This window comes from uncultured Comamonas sp., from assembly GCF_964277875.1.
GTDB lineage: Bacteria > Pseudomonadota > Gammaproteobacteria > Burkholderiales > Burkholderiaceae_C > Comamonas > Comamonas sediminis.
Map to the genome: position 1 here is coordinate 76627 of NZ_CAXYJV010000036.1, position 19741 is coordinate 96367.

Genomic DNA, 19741 nt, shown 5'->3' on the forward strand with positions numbered 1-19741 from the left:
TGCCATTCCAAGCGAGGCGCACGGCTATGGCGGCTGTGGATAAGTCTGTGCACAAAGAGAGGCAACGCACGCTGCTTATTTTTTCAGCAGCGCTTACAACTTGATCCCTTCCTTACGTCAATGCCTGCGCGCTGGCCATGCGCCGCCTCTTGTCCATGTGACCGCTCGCCCCCACAGCCCGCCAAGCCTCTGCCCATGCGGCCTGGCGCGATATGCATCGGAATGCGTATAGATGTGAGCAGTGCAAGCACGCGCCATAACAGCAATTATTGAGGCGTAGCATGGACTTATTCATTCTTAGGAGATATCCATGAAGTCCACAACCACCCAACACACACCACGCCCTGCGCTCTACTGGCTGCCCGCTGCTGCCCTGGTTCTCGGCGCTGCAGCCTTGAGCGGTTGCGACAAGGGTGCCTCCAACGCGCCGATGCCACGCGCTACGCCGGACAACACCACGCCAGGTGGCTCAATGCCCGCACCGCCACCAGCAGGGGCAACGCCCGACGCGCCAGCCGCACCGGCCACCAAGCCCTAAGAACCTGTTCAAAGTCTCTACGCAGCCGCGTTGGAGTGCAATCGGGATGCGTTCGAAGGGCTGGTCCGCAGCTTGCACCGGGGTGCAAGCAAGGGCCAGCGCGCAGAAATCGCCCGATTTCACTCCAACCCGTAGGGACAGGGGCTTTGCGGGCGGTCTGCGGCGTTGCAGCGCTTGCCAATAGCTGGCTATTGACTGCGCACTGCGCCTAGCATCCCATCCCGCAAAGACACTGTCGCGGCGCGAGGAGACTTTAAACAGGTTCTATTGGCTACAGATCGAAATCCGCCCGCTGCGGCTTGACCAGCCAGCCCTGCCCGCGCAGCGCTTGCAGATCGAGCACGCGCAGGCCACCGTATTCAATACGGATAAAGCCCTGGTGCTGCAACGCGGCCAGGGCTTCGTTCACCCGCTGGCGTGACAGGCCGACCAGGTAGGCCAACTCCTGCTGCGTGATGCGCAGCACATCGCTGACACCGGGACAGAGCACCGGGTTGAACAGCGCGGCCAAGGTGCGGGCGACCCGTTCTTCGGGGCGGTTCAGGCGGTCAATCTCGCGGGCGCTGATGAACTGCGCTAGCCGCTCGTTGAGCTGGTGCATCACAAAGCGGTTGAATCCCAGCGAATGATCCAGCAGCCAGTGGAAGGCATCGACCGGAATGCCGCAGACGGAGCTTTTGCGCAGCGCCTGGATGTCATAGCGGTAGATCTCGCGCTTGAGGGCGGTGCCCTCGCCAAACCAGCCGGTGCGTGGCAGGCCTGCAAAGGTCATCGTGCGGCCCTCGCTGTCTTCGGCGCTCATCTTGAGCAGGCCTTCGATGACACCAAACCAGTAGGTCACCGGCTTGCCGACGCGGCAGACATACTCGCCCGGCTCGGCCTCGGTCACCATCAGCTGGCGCACAGCATAGTCGCGCTCGGCAGGTTGCAGAACAGGGATCCACGGGATATCGGCCACTTCCGCAGCATGCGGGGCACGGCGGCGTTGGTAGAGAGAGGCATGCGGGCTCATGGCGGCCAAGAATGCCCGAGCCGGCACGGGCTGCAAAGAGGGACGCTACCAGGGTGGGCCCTGCACTTGTCACCTGCGCAGCAAGTAGGTTCTGCGCAACAGGCGGCCCGCTAGACTGGAGCGTTCATCGCTCAATGACTATCCCATCTGCCATGTCCGATCTGAACCAATCCCACTCCCCCACCATCGCAGCCATGGCGCTGGCCGCCGCACTCTTGGCCCCTGGGTATGCGCTCGCTGCCCCAGCTTGCGCTGCGGCATCGCCCGATGCCCAGGTGCTGGCCGCTAAAACCTGGCTCACCACCGCCGTCTATGAAGGCGATGACCGCAGCACCAATCAGGTAGAACGCTACCCGGGTGTTGTCGGCATTTCGCTGTGGGATGCCTGCAGCAACCGCTACGAGTACTTTGACCCTGCCACCGGCCGCTCGCGCAGCCAGCAAGGCGGCGCCGGCTGGTTCTTCTTTACCGGCGACCGCCAGTACCAGCACACGGTGTCGGACAACGGCACGCAGCTGCGCCGCAAGATGGAGGTGATCCACCCCACCGAATTCACCTACTCGCGCCAGGTACCCAAGGACATGCGCGAGGGCCAGCCCTTGGTCACCATCCATGTCGTGCACACGCCCTATACCGGCGCCTTCCAGGTGCAGCCCAGCGCGGGCATGGGCCCCAAGTAGGCGCTGCGACGCCCCGCCGCAGCACTCCATCGCAAGCTAAACTGGCAGCCCTGTACTCCGCACCCAACCACACACCAAGAGGTCCCCATGTCCGATCTGAACACCGCCTTTGAAGCCGCCAAGGAAGCCGCCCTGAACATGAGCGAGCGCCCCGACAACCAGACCCTGCTGAAGCTCTATGGTCTGTACAAGCAAGGCGCCCATGGCGACAACAACGAGCCCAAGCCCGGCTTTACCGACTTTGTCGCCTCGGCCAAATGGAACGCCTGGAACCAATGCAAAGGCATGGCGCAGGACGATGCCAAGCAGCAATACATCGACATGATCCAAGAGCTGCTCTAAGAGGGACTAACACGACCCTTGATACTTCGTTGCCTCACCGGCCGCGCCAAGCCTTGCCGTACTAAAGTACTGTCTGCGGCTTGGCGCCTCGTCGGGGGCGCCTAGTCTCAACCGCAAACCTTCGGTTTGCTGGGCCGTCTTAGTCCCTCCGGAAAATGCTCAGAGCTGCTGGCGGAAAAACGCCAGCACCTCAGCCGCCCAGCGCTTTTGAAAAGCGCTGCGCTCAAAGCCCGCCGGGTCGCTGCAGATCTCCGGCGCCGCAGCGGCCAGCTGCGCACTGCAGGGCGCCAAAAACGCAAAGTGCGCAGCCCCCGCCACCCCATGCACAGGCGGCTTGCCAGCCTTGCCCGCAGGCAGCCATTGGGCCAGCGCCTGCACAGCGCCGGCAGGCACCCCCTCCCCACCTTGTTCTGAGGCCCACAGCTGCAGCGGCAGTTTCAGCTTTTCCAAACCGCTGCTGGCACCAAAAGCCGCCAGCGGATCGGCCAGCACCATGGCCTGGATGCGCGGCTCCGGCTGGGGCTTCAGCGCAGGCACCTGCCCTAGCGCAATCGCTTGGCACAGGGGCGATTGCGGCTCCGGGCAATGGCCTGCCAGCTGCGCAAAATCCGGCTTGGCACCGGCCAACACCAGGCCGGTATAGGCCCCGCGTGAAAAGCCCAGAAAGCCGATGCGCTGCGCATCCAGCACGGCGCTCCAGCGGCTGTCTGCCAGCACCCCATCGATAGCGCGGCGCACATCGGCGGGCCGTGCCTCCAGCGCTGCAAAGCTGCCGCCTTGGGCCAGGTTCAGGGCCGAATCCAGGCTGTGGTTCAGGCTCAGCACGGCGATGCCGCCATCGGCCAAAGCGGCGGCCATGTTCCAGTGGCTGAGCGCGCTGCCCGCATAGCCATGCGAGATGACGACCCAAGGCAGCTTGCCGCTGGCAGCGACCGGGCAATCCTCGGTAGCCATGACCTCAAAAGGCCCGCGCTTCAACGGCGCAGGCGGCTGGGCGCAAGGCGTCCAGAGCATGGCTTGCAGCGGCGGCTCGCCGGCCACGGTCAGCCGCTGCAGGCCCGCACTGTGTGCTGCCCAAGCGCAGCCCGCCAACAGCGCTGCCAGCAGCGCAGATCGACAACTTCCCATTCGGTATCTCCCTCCATCCAGCCCAAGCGCTGGAATATTTGCCTGCCGCAGGAAAGTACCTACAGCGTTTTCCCGAAGATTGTCGTCATAAAGACAAAACAACGTCAAAGCTGAATCTACATTCGGTTTCAACAGGACGCAAGGCATGGCACTTGTGATCTACGAAAAACGGCATAGGAGACAACCATGTCAACGACATTTCCCAAGCTATTGCTGCAGCATGCTGCCCAGCGGCCCCAGGCCGCAGCATTGCGTGAAAAGGAATACGGCATTTGGCAGAGCTACAGCTGGTCCGCGTTGGCCGAGATGGTCGCCAAGATCGCCGCAGGCTTGTCGCAAGCGGGCCTGGCGCGCGGCGAGCACCTGGTGCTGATGGGTGCCAACCGCCCCCGCCTCTATGCCAGCATGCTGGCTGCCCAGTCGATAGGCGCCATCCCTGTGCCGCTCTACCAGGATGCGGTCGCGGCCGAATGCGTTTTCCCGCTGAACAATGCCGAAGTGCGCTTTTGCCTGGTCGAAGACCAGGAGCAGGTCGACAAGCTGCTGGAGCTGCGCGAGCACTGCCCGCAGATCAGCCACATCTACTACGACGACCCCCGGGGCCTGCGCAACTACGAAGAGCCCGGCCTGGCCTCGCTCGACAGCCTGATCGCCAGCGGCGCGGGCTTTGTGGCGGCCCACCCCGGCTGGTTCCAGCAACAGGTCGAGGCCACGAACAACGGCGATGTGGCGGCGATGTTCTTCACCTCCGGCACCACCGGCAACCCCAAGGGCGTGGTGCACACCCACCGCTCGCTGCTGGAAAGCGCCTCGGCCGGCGCCGAGTTTGAGAAGCTCGGCCATGGCGAGGAAGTGCTGGCCTACTTGCCCCCGGCCTGGATCGGGCAGAACATCTTCAGCTACTCGCAATGGCTGGCCTGCGGCTATGTGGTGAACTGCCCCGAGTCCAACGCCACCGTGCAGATCGACCTCAAGGAAGTCGGCCCCACCTACTACTTTGCACCACCGCGCGTGTTTGAAGGCATCCTCACCAGCGTGATGATCCGCATGGAGGACGCGGGCCTTCTCAAGCGCAAGATGTTCCACCACTTCATGGCGGTGGCCAAGCGCGTGGGCCCGGCGCTGCGCGATGGCAAGCCGGTGAGCCTGCTCGACAAGATCAGCTACAAGCTGGGCGACCTGATGGTGTTTGGCCCGCTGCGCAACAACATGGGCTTCAGCCGCGTGCGCGTGGCCTATACGGCCGGTGAGGCGATCGGCCCCGATTTGTTCAGCTTCTTCCGCTCCATCGGCATCAACCTCAAGCAGCTCTACGGCTCGACCGAGACCGCCGTGTTCGTCTGCATCCAGCCCGACAACCAGGTGTTTGCCGATACCGTCGGCAATCCGATTCGCGGCGTCGAGATCAAGATGGCCGAGAACGGCGAGATCCTGGTCAAATCGCCCGGCCTCCTGAAGGAGTACTACAAAAACCCCAAGGCGACCGCCGAGGTGCTGAGCGAGGACGGCTGGTACCACACCAGCGATGCCGGCTTCATGGACAAGAGCGGCCAGCTCAAAATCATCGACCGCGTCAAGGACGTGGGCCGCTTGAAGGGCGGCAGCAACGACGGCGCGATGTTTGCGCCCAAGTATGTCGAGAACAAGCTCAAGTTCTTCCCCTTCATCAAGGAGGCCGTGGCGCTGGGTGATGGGCGCGAGAAGGTCTGCGCGATGATCAACATCGACTTCGAGGCCGTGGGCAACTGGGCCGAGCGCCAGAACCTGCCTTACGCCGGCTACACCGACCTGGCGCAAAAGCCGCAGGTCTACACCTTGATCCAGAACTGCGTCGAGAAGGTCAATGCCGACCTGGCCACCGATGCAATGCTGGCCGGCAGCCAGGTGACGCGCTTCCTGGTCCTGCACAAGGAGCTCGATGCCGATGACGGCGAGCTGACCCGGACCAACAAGGTGCGCCGAGGCTTCATCGCCGACAAGTACGGCGTGCTGGTCGATGCGCTCTACGCCGGGCGTAGCGAGCAGTTCATCGAGACCCAGGTGAAGTTCGAAGACGGCCGTACCGGCAGCGTCAGCGCCACCTTGAAGATCGCCGACGCCAAGACCTTTGCACCGCTGAAGTCGGTTGCCTGAGCGCCCAGCCAAGAGAAAGCCACCCATGAGCAAAAAAATCGGTGACGTCATTCTGGACATCAAGAACATCAGCCTGCGCTTTGGCGGCGTCAAGGCGCTGACGGATATCTCCTTCAACGTCAAAGAGCATGAGATCCGCTCCATCATCGGCCCCAACGGCGCGGGCAAGAGCTCCATGCTCAACTGCATCAACGGCGTCTACACGCCCTCCGAAGGCGCGATCAGCTTTCGCGGCCAGACCTTTGCGCACATGAACAGCCGCCAGGTGGCGGAAATGGGTGTGGCCCGCACCTTCCAGAACCTGGCGCTGTTCAAGGGCATGAGCGTGATCGACAACATCATGACCGGCCGCAACCTGCAGATCAAAAGCAACCTGCTGATGCAGGCGCTGCGCCTGGGCCCGGCCCAGCGCGAGGAGATCCAGCAGCGCGAGTTTGTCGAGCACATCATCGACTTTCTGGAGATCCAGGCCTACCGCAAAACGCCCGTGGGCCAGCTGCCCTACGGCCTGCAAAAGCGGGTCGACCTGGGCCGCGCGTTGGCGATGGAGCCCAAGGTGCTGCTGCTCGATGAGCCGATGGCCGGCATGAACGTCGAGGAAAAGCAGGACATGTGCCGCTTCATCCTCGATGTGAACGACGAGTTCGGCACCACCATCGTGCTGATCGAGCACGACATGGGCGTGGTGATGGACATCTCCGACCGCGTGGTGGTGCTCGATTACGGCAAGAAGATCGGTGATGGCACGCCCGAAGAAGTCCGCAATAACGAAGATGTGATCCGCGCCTATCTGGGCGCGGGCCACTGAGCACAGACCCCAGGGGACCGCAATGGCATTTTTTCTTGAAACTTTGTTTGGTGGCCTGATGGTGGGCATGCTCTATGCGCTGATCGCGCTGGGCTTTGTGCTGATCTTCAAGGCCTCGGGCGTCTTCAACTTCGCGATGGGCGCGATGGTGCTGTTTGCCGCACTGGCGATGGCCCGCTTTTCGGAATGGATCCCGAAGTGGCTGGGCATCGAGCCCGGCGTGCTCAGCATTGCGCTGGCGCTCGCCGTTGCCATGGTCATCATGGTCGGCGTGGCCTGGGCGATCGAGCGTTTTGCGCTGCGCTACCTCGTCAACCAGGAACCGATCGCGCTGCTGATGGCCACGCTGGGCATCGCCTACTTCCTCGATGGCCTGGGCCCGATGATCTTTGGCTCGGCGGTCTACAGCATCAATGTGGGCATGCCCAAGGACCCCATGTTCGTCATGGAAAGTCTGTTCCAGGGCGGCGTGCTGATCAGCCAGGAAGACCTGTATGCCGCCGGCATCGCCGCCGTGCTGGTGCTGGTGCTGAGCGTGTTCTTCCAAAAGACCAAGACCGGCCGCGCGCTGCGTGCCGTGGCGGACGACCACCAGGCCGCCCAGTCCATCGGCATTCCGCTCTCGCGCATCTGGGTCATCGTCTGGTCGGTGGCCGGCTGCGTGGCGCTGGTGGTCGGCATCATCTGGGGCTCCAAGCTGGGTGTGCAGTACTCGCTGTCGCTGGTCGCCCTGAAGGCCTTGCCCGTCGTGATTCTGGGCGGCCTCACCTCGGTGCCCGGCGCCATCGTCGGCGGTCTGATCATCGGCGTGGGCGAGAAGCTCTCCGAGGTCTACCTGGGCCCCACGGTGGGCGGCGGTATCGAGACCTGGTTCGCCTACGGCCTGGCGCTGTGCTTCCTGCTGTTCCGTCCCCAAGGTTTGTTTGGTGACAAGATCATTGACCGCGTGTAAACGGAGACCTGACCTATGTTTTATCGTGAAAATGGCCAGTTCAAGACCAGCTACGCGGCCGATCAGCAGATCTTCCCGGTGCTGCAGGACAAGTGGGCCATGCTGGCCCTGCTGCTGGTGGCCTTTGTGCTGGTGCCCTTCGGTTTCAGCGACTACACCTTCAAGGCGGTGCTGATTCCGTTCCTGATCATGTCGCTGGGCGCCATCGGACTCAACATTCTGGTGGGCTACTGCGGCCAGATCTCGCTGGGCACTGGCGCCTTCATGGCCGCAGGCGCCTATGCCGCCTACAACTTCCATGTGCGTTTTGAAGGCATGCCGCTGATCCTGTCGCTGATCGGTGGCGGCCTCGTGTCGATGCTGATCGGCGTGCTGTTCGGCCTGCCCAGTTTGCGCATTCGCGGCCTGTACCTGGCCGTCGCGACGCTGGCAGCGCAGTTCTTCGTCGACTGGCTCACCAGCCGTGCCGCCTGGGTGACGAACTACTCCTCGTCCGGCTCGGTCAGCGCTGGCAAGCTCTCGGTGTTTGGCATGGCGATCGAAACCCCGGTGCAAAAGTACCTGTTCTGCCTGGTGATCCTCTGCGTGCTCGGCCTGATGGCCAAGAACCTGGTGCGCAGCGCCGTGGGCCGCGAATGGATGGCCATGCGCGACATGGACGTGGCCGCCAGCGTGATCGGCATCCGCCCGATGTACGCCAAGCTCTCGGCCTTTGCGGTCAGCAGCTTCATCGTCGGCATTGCCGGTGCGCTCTGGGGCTTCGTCCACCTGGGTGCCTGGGAGCCCGCCGCCTTCAGCCTGGACCGCTCCTTCCAGCTGCTGTTCATGATCATCATTGGTGGCCTGGGCTCCATCGTTGGCAGCATCTTTGGCGCCGCCTTCTTTGTGCTGCTGCCCATCTTCCTGACCCAGGTGCCGCACTGGCTGGGCCTGCCGATCTCGACCGCCACCGCCACCTACCTGGAGCACATGGTGTTTGGCGCGCTGATCGTGTTTTTCCTGATTGTCGAGCCCCATGGATTGGCCAAGCTGTGGGCCACGGCCCGCCAGAAGCTGCGTCTGTGGCCGTTCCCGCATTGAGTGTTTTTTACCGAGAGCAACGCAGAGTGTTCGCAAGTGGGGGTCACCAGCCCCAACAACCCTAAGGAGATAGAACCATGTCTTTCAAGAAAGCTGTGATCGCCGCTGCTACGGCAGCCCTGGGTCTGGGCGCAATGATGGCTGCCCCAGCCGCACAAGCCCAGGAGCAATTCGTTCCGCTGCTGGTCTACCGCACCGGCCAGTTCGCGCCGCTGGGCATCCCATGGGGTGACGGCAAGCAGGACTACCTCAAGCTCGTCAATGCCAAGGGCGGCATCAACGGCGTGAAGATCAAGTTCGAAGAGTGCGAGACCGCCTACGACACCGCCAAGGGCGTGGAATGCTATGAGCGCCTCAAGGGCCGCGACGGCGGCGCTGCCGGCTTTGACACGCAATCGACCGGCATCACCTTCGCGGTGACCGACAAGGCCGCAGGCGACAAAATGCCCGTCATCACCCCCGGCTACGGCCTGTCGCAATCGGCCGATGGCAAGGTCTTCGAGTGGAACTTCCCGCTGCTGGGCAACTACTGGACCGCGGCCGATTCCATCGTGCAGGACATCCTGAAGAAGGAAAAGGGCAACCTCAAGGGCAAGAAGATCGCGCTGGTCTACCACGACTCGCCCTATGGCAAGGAGCCCATCCCACTGCTGCAAAAGCGCGCTGCCAAGGAAGGCTTTGACCTGATGCTGCTGCCTGTGACCGCCCCCGGCGTGGAGCAGAAATCCACCTGGCTGCAGATCCGCCAGAACCGCCCTGACTATGTGCTGCTGTGGTCGGCCGGCGTGATGACCCCGACCGCCGTGCGCGAAGCCCAGGCCACCGGCTACCCCCGCGAGAAGATGTACGCCATCTGGTGGGGCGGCTCCGACCATGACGTCAAGGACATCGGCGCCGGCGCCAAGGGCTACAACACGGTCACCATCCACAACACCGCCGAGCGCGACAAGGTGCATGACGACGTCAAGGCCTCGCTGTACGACAAGGGCCAGGGCACCGCGTCCGACCCCAAGGAACTGGGCCAACTGGCGCACACCCGCGGCATGGTGATCGCGATGCTGCAGGTCGAAGCCATCCGCACCGCGCAAGAGAAGTACGGCAAGGGCAAGGTCATGACCTCCGAGCAGGTGCGCTGGGGCCTGGAGAACATGAACATGACCCAGGAGCGCCTCAACGAGCTGGGCTTTGGCAAGATCATCCGCCCCTTCAAGACCAGCTGTGACAACCACCTGGGTGCCGACTGGGCCCGTATCGCCACCTGGGACGGCAGCAAGTTCAACGTCACCTCGGACTGGTACCAATCGGACAAGAGCCTGATCGACCCGCTGGTCAAGGAGTACGCCGACAAGTACGCCAAGGAAAAGAACGTGACGCCACGTTCCTGCAGCTAAGGCTGCATGGTCCCCGGGCCTGGTGGCCCGGGGCCTTTCGTGGCAGGCCCCTGGCGCCCTTCCGTGCGGAAGGCGCCCGCTCCCCGGGGGCCGCCCGCCCTCCATTTTGTTGAGAGATCAGGTGACGGCATGACCGATTCCCCGCAAACAGCTTCCACCCCATCCGCAGCAGCGCCGCTTCTGGTCGTCAACGGCATCGAGGTGATCTACAACCATGTGATCCTGGTGCTCAAAGGCGTTTCGCTCTCGGTGCCGCGCGAATCGATCGTCGCCATCCTGGGCGGCAATGGCGCTGGCAAGACCACCACCTTGCGCGCCATCTCCAACCTGCTCAAGGGCGAGCGCGGCGAAGTCACCAAGGGCAGCATCGAGCTCGAAGGCGAGCGCATCGAGGCGCTGACCCCGTCGGACCTGGTCAAGCGCGGCGTCGTGCAGGTGATGGAAGGCCGGCACTGCTTTGCCCACCTGACCATCGAAGAAAACCTGCTGACCGGCAGCTACACCCGCACCAGCAAGGGCGAGATTGCCGCCAACCTGGACAAGGTCTACAACTATTTCCCCCGCCTCAAGACGCGCCGCACCAGCCAGGCGGCCTACACCTCGGGCGGCGAGCAGCAGATGTGCGCCATTGGCCGCGCGCTGATGAGCAACCCGCGCCTGGTGCTGCTCGATGAGCCCTCGATGGGCCTGGCCCCGCAGATCGTCGAAGAAGTCTTCAACATCGTGCAGGACCTGAACCAGAAGGAAAAGGTCACCTTCGTGCTGGCCGAGCAGAACACCAACATGGCGCTGAAGTACGCCGACTACGGCTACATCATGGAGAGCGGCCGCATCATGATGGACGGCGCCGCCAAGGACCTCGCCAACAACGAGGACGTCAAGGAGTTCTACCTGGGCATGGGCGGCGGCGAGCGCAAGAGCTTCAAGGACGTCAAGAGCTACAAGCGCAGAAAACGCTGGCTGGCCTGAACCCCGCCCCCCTCAACGATCCGACTACCGCGCCGGCTGATGCCCCGATGCCGGCGTCTGCGGCAGATTCGCCCCCAAAAATACCGATCACACGTCCCGGAGAAACCGCATGAGCCAGCACTACGACGATCTGGAGTCCCGCGCCCCCGCTGCCCGCGAAGCCGATCTGATGGCCCGCCTGCCCGCCCAGATTCGGCACGCCCAGCAACACTCCCCCGCCTTTGCCAGCATCCTGCAAGGCGTCGATGCCGCCCGCATCACCAGCCGCGCCGCGCTGGCGCAGTTGCCCGTCACCCGCAAGCATGAGCTGCTGGAGCGCCAGAAGGCCGAACGCGCCCAGCACCCGGGCCGTGCCATCTTTGGCGGCTTCAACACTGCGCCGTTTGGCCGCGCCATGCCGCGCATGTTTGCCAGCCCCGGCCCCATCTATGAACCCGAAGGCCAGCGCCCCGACTACTGGCGCATGGCCCGCGCCATCTATGCTGCCGGCTTTCGCGCCGGCGAGCTGGTGCACAACAGCTTCAGCTACCACTTTGTGCCCGCCGGCTCGATGATGGAATTGGGCGCCCAGGCGCTGGGTGCCACCGTGTTCCCCGCCGGCACCGGCCAGACCGAGCAGCAGGTGCAAGCCATGGCCGACCTGCACCCGCATGGCTACATCGGCACGCCGAGCTTTTTGAAGATCATCCTGGAGAAGGCCGAAGCCCAGGGCCAGCGCATTGCATCGCTGACCAAGGCGCTCGTCTCCGGCGAAGCCTGCCCGCCGTCGCTGCGCGACTGGTTCAGCGCCCGGGGTGTCGCCGCCTACCAGTGCTATGCCACCGCCGACCTGGGCCTGATCGCCTACGAGACCGAGGCCCGCGAAGGCCTGGTGCTGGACGAGAACGTGATTGTCGAGATCGTGCGCCCCGGCACCGGCGACCCGGTGGCCGAAGGCGAGGTCGGCGAGCTGGTCGTTACCACGCTCAACACCGACTACCCGCTGATCCGCTTTGGCACCGGCGACCTGTCCGCCATCCTCCCCGGCCAATGCCCCAGCGGCCGCACCAACACCCGCATCAAGGGCTGGATGGGCCGCGCCGACCAAACCACCAAGGTGCGCGGCATGTTTGTGCACCCCGGCCAGATTGCCGAGGTCGTCAAACGCTTCCCCCAGGTGCAAAAGGCGCGCCTGGTCGTCAGCGGTGCGATGGCCCAGGACCAGATGACCCTGCAGGTGGAAACCACCGAGCTGGGAGCGGGCCTGGCCGAACAGATCGCCGACGCCGTGCGCGAGGTCACCAAGCTGCGCGCCGATATCGCGCTGCTGCGCCCGGGCGAGCTGCCCAATGATGGCAAGGTGATTGAGGATGCGCGGAGTTATGACTGAGTGGGCTATTCGGCAATGAGAGGGGAGGTAGAAGCCATTGAGAGAGACTTCCTCTCGTCCCCTTACGGGATTTACCTGACTTATTCACCGCAAGACTTGCGGTGAATAAGGCTTGTAATCACCGCCTGGATCGGCTGGTAGTTGCAAATGTTCTGATCTATCTTTGTTGCTCCGGCACGGCAGACTGACAGAGTGACCTTCCAATGCTGCTGATGCGATCTTGAATTTGAATATCGCCGAACGTTCACCCCAACAGCAATTTGGCAGGCGAGGGGTAATGCCGGGGGGGCGACACTAGGCGTTTGACACGGTGGCCTTCCAGCCCCTCAGCACACCCAGCAGGAGAAAAGTATGAAAAAACCACGCGAAGAAGCGCAGATTCTTGAGGAACTTGCGGGGCTCGCTTCGTCACCAGGGTTTGTTCATGCGGTCGCGCAAATCTGCTATCGCGACAACTTCATCCTTATCAAAGGGGAGCTGAAACCAGCTGACATGGATGGGCTGTTCAGTAAGGGGCGCCTCATTCGCACAGAGTTGACGACTCTCATCGGCCTAATGGTGAAGAAGGTTATGGATCTTGCAGAGCCAAGTCCGGAAGTTATACAGGGCTACATCAAGCGCACTGGTGTCTTGATGGAAGAACTGCACAACGCAATTTCTTACCCAATGTTCGCAACGATGTTAGAGGCAGTTAAGGCTGGGTCGCCTCCTCCAAACCCGTGGCACGGCCCAGGAATGCGTGAGCCGATTTTCTACGGAACCGAATCAGCATATGCCTTCCAGTACAGGGACCTGACGCCCGAGAAGTACGGAGCCGATGATGAATGGATACTCAAGAACAAAGGGTTTACTGTCTGTCAGGCACGCACTATTGCAAAGACGATGTGCAACCTGATGGATAAGAAGGGCACGCTGCTAGTCACGAAGTCACATGGTGCTTATAAACCACCAGTCACTTGGCTACCCGCGTTCGAATTCTCGCGGGATGAAGTGACACTCCACAGCGGCGTTGACAAAGCAGCGGTCGACTCGTTCTTCCACGCGTTCACTTTTTCGGGAAACAATTCTGCTTTCAAGGAGGCCAGTGATTTCAACGAGGTGGCCGCTCGACCACTGATTCCTACCGGTCGTGGGACTGTGCTCTTGTTTTCTCATTACGCCATACTTGAAGCTCTGTATGAATCGCCGTTCTTCTGGATGTGGGACGACAAGGCCTACCGACCGACAGCTGCTAAGCATCGCGGCGCATTTACCGAGCAGTTTGCCAAACGCCGCTTGTCTACCGTATTTGGCAGTAAGCACGTCCACGCAAATGTAAATCTTTATCGCGGCAAGGATGTTGTGGGAGAAGCTGATGTTCTGGTCACCTACGGAGATCGGCTCATCATCGTGCAAGCAAAGGCGAAGAAACTCACGATCGCTTCTCGCAAGGGGAACGATCTTCAGCTAAAAGCCGACTTCACTGCGGCTATCCAAGACTCGTATGACCAAGGATGGTCTTGCGCAACCGAGATGCTAGCAGGTGGTTGTCGGCTCGTTAACGAGGCGGGAGACGAGGTCACCTTGCCGCAGAACATCAAGGAGGTCTTCTTGGTCAGCTTGGTGTCGGAGCACTACCCAGCGTTGGCATTCCAGGTAAAGCAGTCGCTTAAATTTAAAGCCACAGATGTCATCCGACCACCCTTTGTGATGGATGTGTTTCTGTTGGATACGCTGGCGGAGATGCTGGCGAGCCCGCTGAGATTACTGAGTTACGTTAAGTTGCGGGTCAACGTCGAGGATAAGTTGATGAGTGGCCATGAGCTAACTGTTCTCGGTTACCACCTGAAGCAAAACTTGTGGTTGGACAAGAAGCACGACCTCGTCATGCTTGATGACTCGCTCGCTCGTGACCTTGACGCTGCAATGCTCGTTAGAAGGGATAGCCAACTGGGTGGTGATACACCGGCAGGCATCCTTACGAAGATGCGCGGAACACGCTATGAGAGTCTCATAAAGGAGATTGAGGATCGGTCAGACCCCGCAACCTTAGAGCTAGGGTTCCATTTACTTTCGATGGCTGAGGATACATGCAGAGATGTACACACATTGCTTGAAACCATCACTCGAAAAGCACGGGTTGACGGGAAACGACACGACGTAACGCTTGTGTCGAGCACAGATCCATCAGGTATCACCTTCCACTGCAACCCAAAGCCATCAATCGAAGCAGTAGCCACGCTGGAAGAGTACTGTACAAAGCGAAAGTATGCGCAACGAGCGCCTCGGTGGTTCGGCGTTTCCGTCGGGCCGGAAGGCGACGTTCAATTCGGAATCTCACTGGACTTCCCTTGGAAAGCATCAGATGAAATGGCGCGATTGACAGCAGACATGAAGGCTCCTGTTCTCGTACGTGACGTGTTACCGAGGCTGGTGCGGGACGCACGCCAAATGAAACTTGGTCGGAACGAACCATGCCATTGCGGCAGCAATATCAAATACAAGAAGTGTTGCATGCCCTAAGTAATTCCGTTTTTGATAGGAGAGCAGGAACAGATCGCGGTAGTGGAATAGGGCGGCATGCGAAAACATACGCAACAAAGTGCCCTTCTCGCCCTTAGAGCGGCTCAGCGTGATGCTTCCGAGCTTGGCAGGTCTTGGAAGGCGGCTTCCATGCTTGATCGGTCCTGCCCGTAACCCGCCAAAATGACGGGTTAGTTTCCTCACCTCCATTCGCTAGCTCCAACCCTGTGTAGCCATCCTTGCAATCCTCATCTTGCATCCGTTAGGACTAGTTTCATGGACGCGCTAGCCGAGCCTTCCGAAGGCTCGAGCATAGAGAGCCGCATTACTAGCGCCCCCATAAAGCGCGTGGGTTAGTAATTGACGGCGTTTGGTTGCAACCAGCACAAGCCTGCAGCAATGACCCAGGCTTGTACTCACAACAACCGCAACAGCCCCCTCAATGGCTAATCATCCAAGGCCGATTCCCCACCTGGCTTTTCAGCGCCGGTTGCGCCGCTGCAGCAGCCGCGCCCGTTTTGGCACCCCCACTGCAACACCCACATCCACTGGGATGCCGCAGCCGCCCATAGCTGCCCGCCGCAGGGTCGTTATCCCGCGACATGCGCGGCGCATGGCGGGCGCGTTCGTTGACCTCGGCTGCGCGGCGCTGCTGGGGGGAGGTGCAGGCCAGGCGCGGGGCCTGGGTGATGACGCGCTCGGAGGCCGCGCCGCAGCGGGGGCAAGCGCAGGCCAGGTTGCGGTCGGACAGGCGGCGCAGCGCGTCGAACTCGCCACAGTGCTGGCAGGCGTAGTCATAGGTGGGCATCAAAGTCTCCTGCACAAAAGAATAAAAGCGGGCCGGCACAGCGGCCCGCGCAAGCCAGCGTCTTACTTGTCGTACGAGATCGGCATATCGATGCTGCCGTCCAGGTACTTCACCGGCCCTGCCGCGCTCGGGTTGATGTCGAAGTCAAAGATCTGCGTGGGCAGCCACAGGGTGGCGCAGGCGTTGGGCACGTCCACCACGCCGCTGATATGGCCCTGCACCGGGGCGGTGCCGAGGATGGAATAGGCCTGGGCGCCGGAGTAGCCGAACTTCTTCAGGTACTCGATGGCGTTGAGGCAGGCCTGCTTGTAGGCCACGTTCACATCCAGGTAGTACTGCTTGCCCGATTCGTCAACGCTGATGCCTTCAAAGATCACATAGTCGTTGTAGGTCGGCACGATGGGGCTGGGCTTGAAGATGGGGTTCTTGATGCCGTACTTGGCCATGCCGCCCTTGATGATGGACACCTTCATGTGCACCCAGCCGGCCATCTCGATCGCGCCGCAGAAGGTGATTTCGCCATCGCCCTGGCTGAAGTGCAGATCGCCCACCGACAGGCCCGCGCCATCGACATAGACCGGGAAGAAGATCTTGGAGCCGCGCGAGAGGTCCTTGATGTCGCAGTTGCCGCCATGCTCACGCGGAGGCACGGTGCGCGCGCCGCTGGCAGCGGCCTTGTCGCGTGCCTCGCCCTTGAGCTGGCCCATGTGCGCCGTCGCCATGAACGGCGGGTTGGCCAGGTTGCCGTCGGGGTTGGTGTCGATCAGTGCCTGCTCGCGCGCATTCCAGGTCTCGAGCATCTTGGGGTCGGGCAAGGTGCCGATCAGGCCCGGGTGGATCAGGCCGGCATAGCGCACGCCGGGGATGTGGCGCGACGTGGTGAACATGCCCTGGAAATCCCAGATCGATTTTTGCGCGGACGGAAAATGGTCGGTCAGGAACCCGCCGCCGTTCTTCTGCGAGAAAAAGCCGTTGAAGCCCCACTGGCTCTCGTCCTTGGCGCCGATGTCGAGCAGGTCCACGACCAGCAGGTCACCCGGCTCGGCGCCTTTGACGCCCACCGGGCCCGACAGGTAGTGCACCGTGGTCAGGTCCACATCGCGCACATCGTCGGCGCTGTCGTTGTTCTGGATGAAGCCCCCCGTCCAGTCGTAGGTCTCCAGCACAAAGTCATCGCCGGGGTTGACCCAGCAGGCCATCGGAATATCGGGATGCCAGCGGTTGTGCACCTTCTCGTTGGAGGGGGCCGGTTGGGACAGATCAACCTTGATCAGGGTTTCGGGCATGTGCAGCTCCTGTGATGCAGTCAATGAAACAGAAAAATGCGGGCCGGCAGCGCAAGCCGCCCGGCGCGCAAGGACCTAAACCGACAGATAGGACTTGATGTGGGCCTCGTTGGTGTTGGCGCGGTCGGTCTCGTGCACGATGCGGCCGCCCTCGATGACAAAGAGCCGGTCGGCCACATCCATCGCAAAATGCAGCACCTGCTCGGAGACCACGATCGTGATTTCGCGCATCTTGCGGATCTCGTTGAGCGCCTTGGCGATGTCCTTGATGATGGACGGCTGGATGCCTTCGGTGGGCTCATCGAGCAGCAGCACCTTGGGGTTGGTGACCAGCGCGCGGGCAATGGCCAGCTGCTGCTGCTGCCCGCCCGAGAGGTTGCCGCCCTTGCGCCGGCGCATATCCCAGAGCACCGGGAACAGCGCATAGATCTCGTCGGGAATCTTGCGGTCGCGGGCGTTCTCCAGACCGGTCTCGATGTTCTCCTCGACGCTCAGGGTCGGGAAGATCATGCGGCCCTGGGGCACATAGGCAATGCCCTTGGCCACGCGCAGATAGCTCTCGTCGCGCGACACATCCTGCCCGGCCACCTGCACCGCGCCGCTCTTGAGCGGCAGCACGCCCATCAGCGCCTTGAACAACGTGGTCTTGCCCATGCCGTTGCGGCCCATGATGGCCAGGGTCTCGTTGGGCCGGCCTTCGAACGAGATGCCGTGCAGCGCCTCGCTCTGTCCGTAGGCCACGTGGATATCGTTGACTTTCAGCATGTGCGGCTCCTCAGTGGCCCAGGTAGACATCGATGACTTTGGGATCGGACTGCACGGCCTCCATCGAGCCTTCAGCCAGAATCTTGCCCTGGTGCATGACGGTGACCTTGTGCGCAATGCGGGCCACAAACTCCATGTCGTGCTCGATCACGATCACCGAGCGGCCCACGCAGATGCGCTTGAGCAGATCGGCCGTCAGCTCGCGCTCGCGCGCGCTCATGCCGGCAATCGGCTCGTCGAGCATCAGCAGTTCCGGGTCCTGCATCAGCAGCATGCCAATCTCCAGCCACTGCTTTTGCCCGTGCGACAGCAGGCCCGATTCCATCTCCAGCACATGGTCCAGGCCGATCTCCTGCGCCACCGCCTGCACGCGCTGCCGCACGGCCTCGGTGCACTTGAAGCGCAGCGCGCCAAACACCGAGCGCCCCTCGGGATAGGAGACCTCCAGGTTCTTGAAAACCGACAGGTTCTCGTAGATCGACGGGGTCTGGAACTTGCGGCCGATGCCCTTGCGCACGCGCAGGTACTCGTCCATGCCCGTCAGCTCCTGGTTCTGGAACTTGATGCTGCCGCTGCTGGCCTTGGTCTTGCCGCAGATCAGGTCCAGCAAGGTGGTCTTGCCGGCGCCGTTGGGGCCGATGATCACGCGCAGCTCGTTCTTGTCGACATAGAGGGTCAGGTCCTCGATGGCCTTGAAGCCGTCAAAGGAGACTGTCAAACCCTCCACCGCCAGTGCAAAGTCGGTATTGCTCATTGCGCACTCCTGGTTCAGACGCCTTCGGCCGCAGGCTTGCCGCTGACCGGCTCCTGCGCCTTGCTGGTGGCGGTGGTGGTAACGGGCTTGGTAGCCGTGCTGGTGGCCACTGGGCTGGTCGGGCTGGGTGGGCTGGCGGGCTTGGCAGCACGCCGCGCCAGCATGGGCTTGAGCTTGCTCGCATACAGGCCCGCCAGGCCGTTGGGGAAGAACATGGTCACCACGATGAAGAGGCCGGCCATGCAGAACATCCACAGATCGGGGAAGGTCTCGGAGAAATAGGTCTTGCCAAAGTTGACCAGCAGCGCGCCGTAGACGGCACCGACCAGGCTCATGCGGCCACCGACGGCGGCAAAGATCACCATCTCGATCGACGGAACAATGCCGACGATGGACGGGGACATGAAGCCCACCTGCAGTGCAAACATCGCGCCGCCAATGCCCGAGATTGCAGCGGCCAGGCAGAACACGAAGACCTTGAACATCGACACGTCGTAGCCGGAGAAGCGCACGCGGTCTTCCTTGTCGCGCATCGCCAGCAGCAGGGTGCCGAGCTTGCTTTTCTGGATCCACAGACAGGCCACCACCGACAGCAGCAGCAGGCCGCAGCAGACGTAGTAGAGGATGTACTTGGCGCTGTCGGTGCGGATGTCCCAGCCCAGCAGGGTGCGCAGGTCGGTCATGCCGTTGACGCCGCCGGTGTAGCCCTGCTGGCCGATGATCAGCACGGTGAGAATCAGCGCCACGGCCTGGGTGATGATCGCAAAGTAGACATCGCCCACCCGGCGGCGGAACATGGCAAAACCGATGATGAAGGCCAGCAGCGCGGGCGCAGCCACCACGGCAAACAGCGCAAAGGGCAGGTGCTCGAACGGCGTCCACCACAGCGGCAGTGCGGTGAGCTGGTTCCAGTCCATGAAGTCGGGGATGCCCGGTGTGGACTGGATGCTGGTGCTGGCCTTGTCGGAGGCCTCCAGCTTGAGGAACATCGCCATCGCATAACCGCCCAGGCCAAAGAACACGCCCTGTCCCAGGCTCAGCACACCGCCCCAGCCCCAGAGCATGACCAGGCCCACGGCCACAAAGGCGTAGCAGAGGTACTTGCCCACCAGGTTCAGGCGGAAGGCATCGAGCGCCAGCGGGAACACCACCAGCAGCACCACGGCCAGCAGCGCCACATGTCCCAGGCCGGTTCGCTCCAGCCACACACGCATATCTTTCATG

18 protein-coding genes are annotated in these 19741 nt (G+C 62.2%); 11 read left to right on the forward strand and 7 right to left on the reverse strand.

Annotated features, from left to right (window positions below):
• Window positions 1-310: 310 nt before the first annotated feature.
• Window positions 311-538 carry a hypothetical protein gene (locus ACHWUQ_RS13295; protein ID WP_312528179.1) on the forward strand — a complete coding sequence of 76 codons (228 nt, stop codon included), beginning with the start codon at window positions 311-313 and terminating at the stop codon, window positions 536-538.
• 271 nt (window positions 539-809) lie between these two features.
• Here ACHWUQ_RS13295 and ACHWUQ_RS13300 read toward each other — a convergent pair whose 3' ends face one another.
• Complete coding sequence (locus ACHWUQ_RS13300; RefSeq protein WP_021028675.1) at window positions 810-1550, reverse strand: Crp/Fnr family transcriptional regulator; 741 nt, start codon at window positions 1548-1550, stop codon at window positions 810-812.
• Between the two features lie 152 nt (window positions 1551-1702).
• Here ACHWUQ_RS13300 and ACHWUQ_RS13305 point away from each other — a divergent pair, with 152 nt between their 5' ends.
• On the forward strand, window positions 1703-2230 hold the full coding sequence (locus ACHWUQ_RS13305) for a DUF4822 domain-containing protein (protein ID WP_394681427.1): 528 nt from the start codon (window positions 1703-1705) through the stop codon (window positions 2228-2230).
• 87 nt (window positions 2231-2317) lie between these two features.
• The gene (locus ACHWUQ_RS13310) at window positions 2318-2572 is read left to right on the forward strand and encodes an acyl-CoA-binding protein (RefSeq protein WP_021028674.1); all 255 of its coding nucleotides are present in this window, start codon (window positions 2318-2320) and stop codon (window positions 2570-2572) included.
• Window positions 2573-2731: 159 nt separating this feature from the next.
• Here the strand turns inward: ACHWUQ_RS13310 and ACHWUQ_RS13315 are convergent, their stop codons facing one another.
• Window positions 2732-3700 (reverse strand): alpha/beta hydrolase family protein, encoded by a 969-nt coding sequence (locus tag ACHWUQ_RS13315; protein ID WP_394681428.1) that lies wholly within the window; start codon window positions 3698-3700, stop codon window positions 2732-2734.
• A gap of 186 nt (window positions 3701-3886) precedes the next feature.
• On the opposite strand from ACHWUQ_RS13315, the gene ACHWUQ_RS13320 reads away from it, so the two are divergent.
• From ACHWUQ_RS13320 to ACHWUQ_RS13355, 8 genes are all read left to right on the forward strand, one after another.
• Entirely contained in the window at window positions 3887-5833 is a 1947-nt protein-coding gene (locus ACHWUQ_RS13320; RefSeq protein WP_312411540.1) for an AMP-binding protein, read from the forward strand.
• A 25-nt stretch (window positions 5834-5858) separates the two neighbouring features.
• Window positions 5859-6641 (forward strand): ABC transporter ATP-binding protein, encoded by a 783-nt coding sequence (locus tag ACHWUQ_RS13325; RefSeq protein WP_394681429.1) that lies wholly within the window; start codon window positions 5859-5861, stop codon window positions 6639-6641.
• Window positions 6642-6663: 22 nt separating this feature from the next.
• Window positions 6664-7593, forward strand: a complete 930-nt coding sequence (locus ACHWUQ_RS13330) for a branched-chain amino acid ABC transporter permease (RefSeq protein WP_312528173.1) — start codon at window positions 6664-6666, stop codon at window positions 7591-7593.
• A gap of 15 nt (window positions 7594-7608) precedes the next feature.
• Window positions 7609-8673 carry a branched-chain amino acid ABC transporter permease gene (locus ACHWUQ_RS13335; protein WP_239809695.1) on the forward strand — a complete coding sequence of 355 codons (1065 nt, stop codon included), beginning with the start codon at window positions 7609-7611 and terminating at the stop codon, window positions 8671-8673.
• A 77-nt stretch (window positions 8674-8750) separates the two neighbouring features.
• Complete coding sequence (locus ACHWUQ_RS13340; protein WP_239809696.1) at window positions 8751-10064, forward strand: ABC transporter substrate-binding protein; 1314 nt, start codon at window positions 8751-8753, stop codon at window positions 10062-10064.
• A gap of 129 nt (window positions 10065-10193) precedes the next feature.
• Window positions 10194-11033 (forward strand): ABC transporter ATP-binding protein, encoded by an 840-nt coding sequence (locus ACHWUQ_RS13345; RefSeq protein WP_021028666.1) that lies wholly within the window; start codon window positions 10194-10196, stop codon window positions 11031-11033.
• A gap of 109 nt (window positions 11034-11142) precedes the next feature.
• Window positions 11143-12402, forward strand: a complete 1260-nt coding sequence (locus ACHWUQ_RS13350; RefSeq protein ID WP_394681430.1) for a phenylacetate--CoA ligase family protein — start codon at window positions 11143-11145, stop codon at window positions 12400-12402.
• Between the two features lie 351 nt (window positions 12403-12753).
• The gene (locus tag ACHWUQ_RS13355; protein WP_394681431.1) at window positions 12754-14904 is read left to right on the forward strand and encodes an SEC-C domain-containing protein; all 2151 of its coding nucleotides are present in this window, start codon (window positions 12754-12756) and stop codon (window positions 14902-14904) included.
• A gap of 439 nt (window positions 14905-15343) precedes the next feature.
• Here ACHWUQ_RS13355 and ACHWUQ_RS13360 read toward each other — a convergent pair whose 3' ends face one another.
• From ACHWUQ_RS13360 to urtC, 5 genes are all read right to left on the reverse strand, one after another.
• Window positions 15344-15712, reverse strand: a complete 369-nt coding sequence (locus ACHWUQ_RS13360) for a zinc ribbon domain-containing protein (RefSeq protein WP_394681432.1) — start codon at window positions 15710-15712, stop codon at window positions 15344-15346.
• Between the two features lie 62 nt (window positions 15713-15774).
• Complete coding sequence (fmdA, locus tag ACHWUQ_RS13365; RefSeq protein WP_133855171.1) at window positions 15775-16998, reverse strand: formamidase; 1224 nt, start codon at window positions 16996-16998, stop codon at window positions 15775-15777.
• Window positions 16999-17073: 75 nt separating this feature from the next.
• Window positions 17074-17763, reverse strand: a complete 690-nt coding sequence (gene urtE, locus ACHWUQ_RS13370) for an urea ABC transporter ATP-binding subunit UrtE (RefSeq protein WP_133855172.1) — start codon at window positions 17761-17763, stop codon at window positions 17074-17076.
• A 10-nt stretch (window positions 17764-17773) separates the two neighbouring features.
• Window positions 17774-18517: an urea ABC transporter ATP-binding protein UrtD gene (urtD, locus tag ACHWUQ_RS13375; RefSeq protein WP_394681433.1), complete on the reverse strand. Its 744-nt coding sequence runs from the start codon at window positions 18515-18517 to the stop codon at window positions 17774-17776.
• Between the two features lie 14 nt (window positions 18518-18531).
• On the reverse strand, window positions 18532-19740 hold the full coding sequence (gene urtC, locus ACHWUQ_RS13380; protein ID WP_394681434.1) for an urea ABC transporter permease subunit UrtC: 1209 nt from the start codon (window positions 19738-19740) through the stop codon (window positions 18532-18534).
• Between the last annotated feature and the right edge of the window lies 1 nt (window position 19741).

Excerpts from the sequence above, each read along its gene's own strand:
- ACHWUQ_RS13295 (WP_312528179.1), top strand. The coding sequence starts at position 311 with ATGAAGTCCACAACCACCCAACACACACCACGCCCTGCGCTCTACTGG.
- ACHWUQ_RS13300 (WP_021028675.1), bottom strand. The coding sequence starts at position 1,550 with ATGAGCCCGCATGCCTCTCTCTACCAACGCCGCCGTGCCCCGCATGCT.
- ACHWUQ_RS13305 (WP_394681427.1), top strand. The coding sequence starts at position 1,703 with ATGTCCGATCTGAACCAATCCCACTCCCCCACCATCGCAGCCATGGCG.
- ACHWUQ_RS13310 (WP_021028674.1), top strand. The coding sequence starts at position 2,318 with ATGTCCGATCTGAACACCGCCTTTGAAGCCGCCAAGGAAGCCGCCCTG.
- ACHWUQ_RS13315 (WP_394681428.1), bottom strand. The coding sequence starts at position 3,700 with ATGGGAAGTTGTCGATCTGCGCTGCTGGCAGCGCTGTTGGCGGGCTGC.
- ACHWUQ_RS13320 (WP_312411540.1), top strand. The coding sequence starts at position 3,887 with ATGTCAACGACATTTCCCAAGCTATTGCTGCAGCATGCTGCCCAGCGG.
- ACHWUQ_RS13325 (WP_394681429.1), top strand. The coding sequence starts at position 5,859 with ATGAGCAAAAAAATCGGTGACGTCATTCTGGACATCAAGAACATCAGC.
- ACHWUQ_RS13330 (WP_312528173.1), top strand. The coding sequence starts at position 6,664 with ATGGCATTTTTTCTTGAAACTTTGTTTGGTGGCCTGATGGTGGGCATG.
- ACHWUQ_RS13335 (WP_239809695.1), top strand. The coding sequence starts at position 7,609 with ATGTTTTATCGTGAAAATGGCCAGTTCAAGACCAGCTACGCGGCCGAT.
- ACHWUQ_RS13340 (WP_239809696.1), top strand. The coding sequence starts at position 8,751 with ATGTCTTTCAAGAAAGCTGTGATCGCCGCTGCTACGGCAGCCCTGGGT.
- ACHWUQ_RS13345 (WP_021028666.1), top strand. The coding sequence starts at position 10,194 with ATGACCGATTCCCCGCAAACAGCTTCCACCCCATCCGCAGCAGCGCCG.
- ACHWUQ_RS13350 (WP_394681430.1), top strand. The coding sequence starts at position 11,143 with ATGAGCCAGCACTACGACGATCTGGAGTCCCGCGCCCCCGCTGCCCGC.
- ACHWUQ_RS13355 (WP_394681431.1), top strand. The coding sequence starts at position 12,754 with ATGAAAAAACCACGCGAAGAAGCGCAGATTCTTGAGGAACTTGCGGGG.
- ACHWUQ_RS13360 (WP_394681432.1), bottom strand. The coding sequence starts at position 15,712 with ATGCCCACCTATGACTACGCCTGCCAGCACTGTGGCGAGTTCGACGCG.
- fmdA (WP_133855171.1), bottom strand. The coding sequence starts at position 16,998 with ATGCCCGAAACCCTGATCAAGGTTGATCTGTCCCAACCGGCCCCCTCC.
- urtE (WP_133855172.1), bottom strand. The coding sequence starts at position 17,763 with ATGCTGAAAGTCAACGATATCCACGTGGCCTACGGACAGAGCGAGGCG.
- urtD (WP_394681433.1), bottom strand. The coding sequence starts at position 18,517 with ATGAGCAATACCGACTTTGCACTGGCGGTGGAGGGTTTGACAGTCTCC.
- urtC (WP_394681434.1), bottom strand. The coding sequence starts at position 19,740 with ATGAAAGATATGCGTGTGTGGCTGGAGCGAACCGGCCTGGGACATGTG.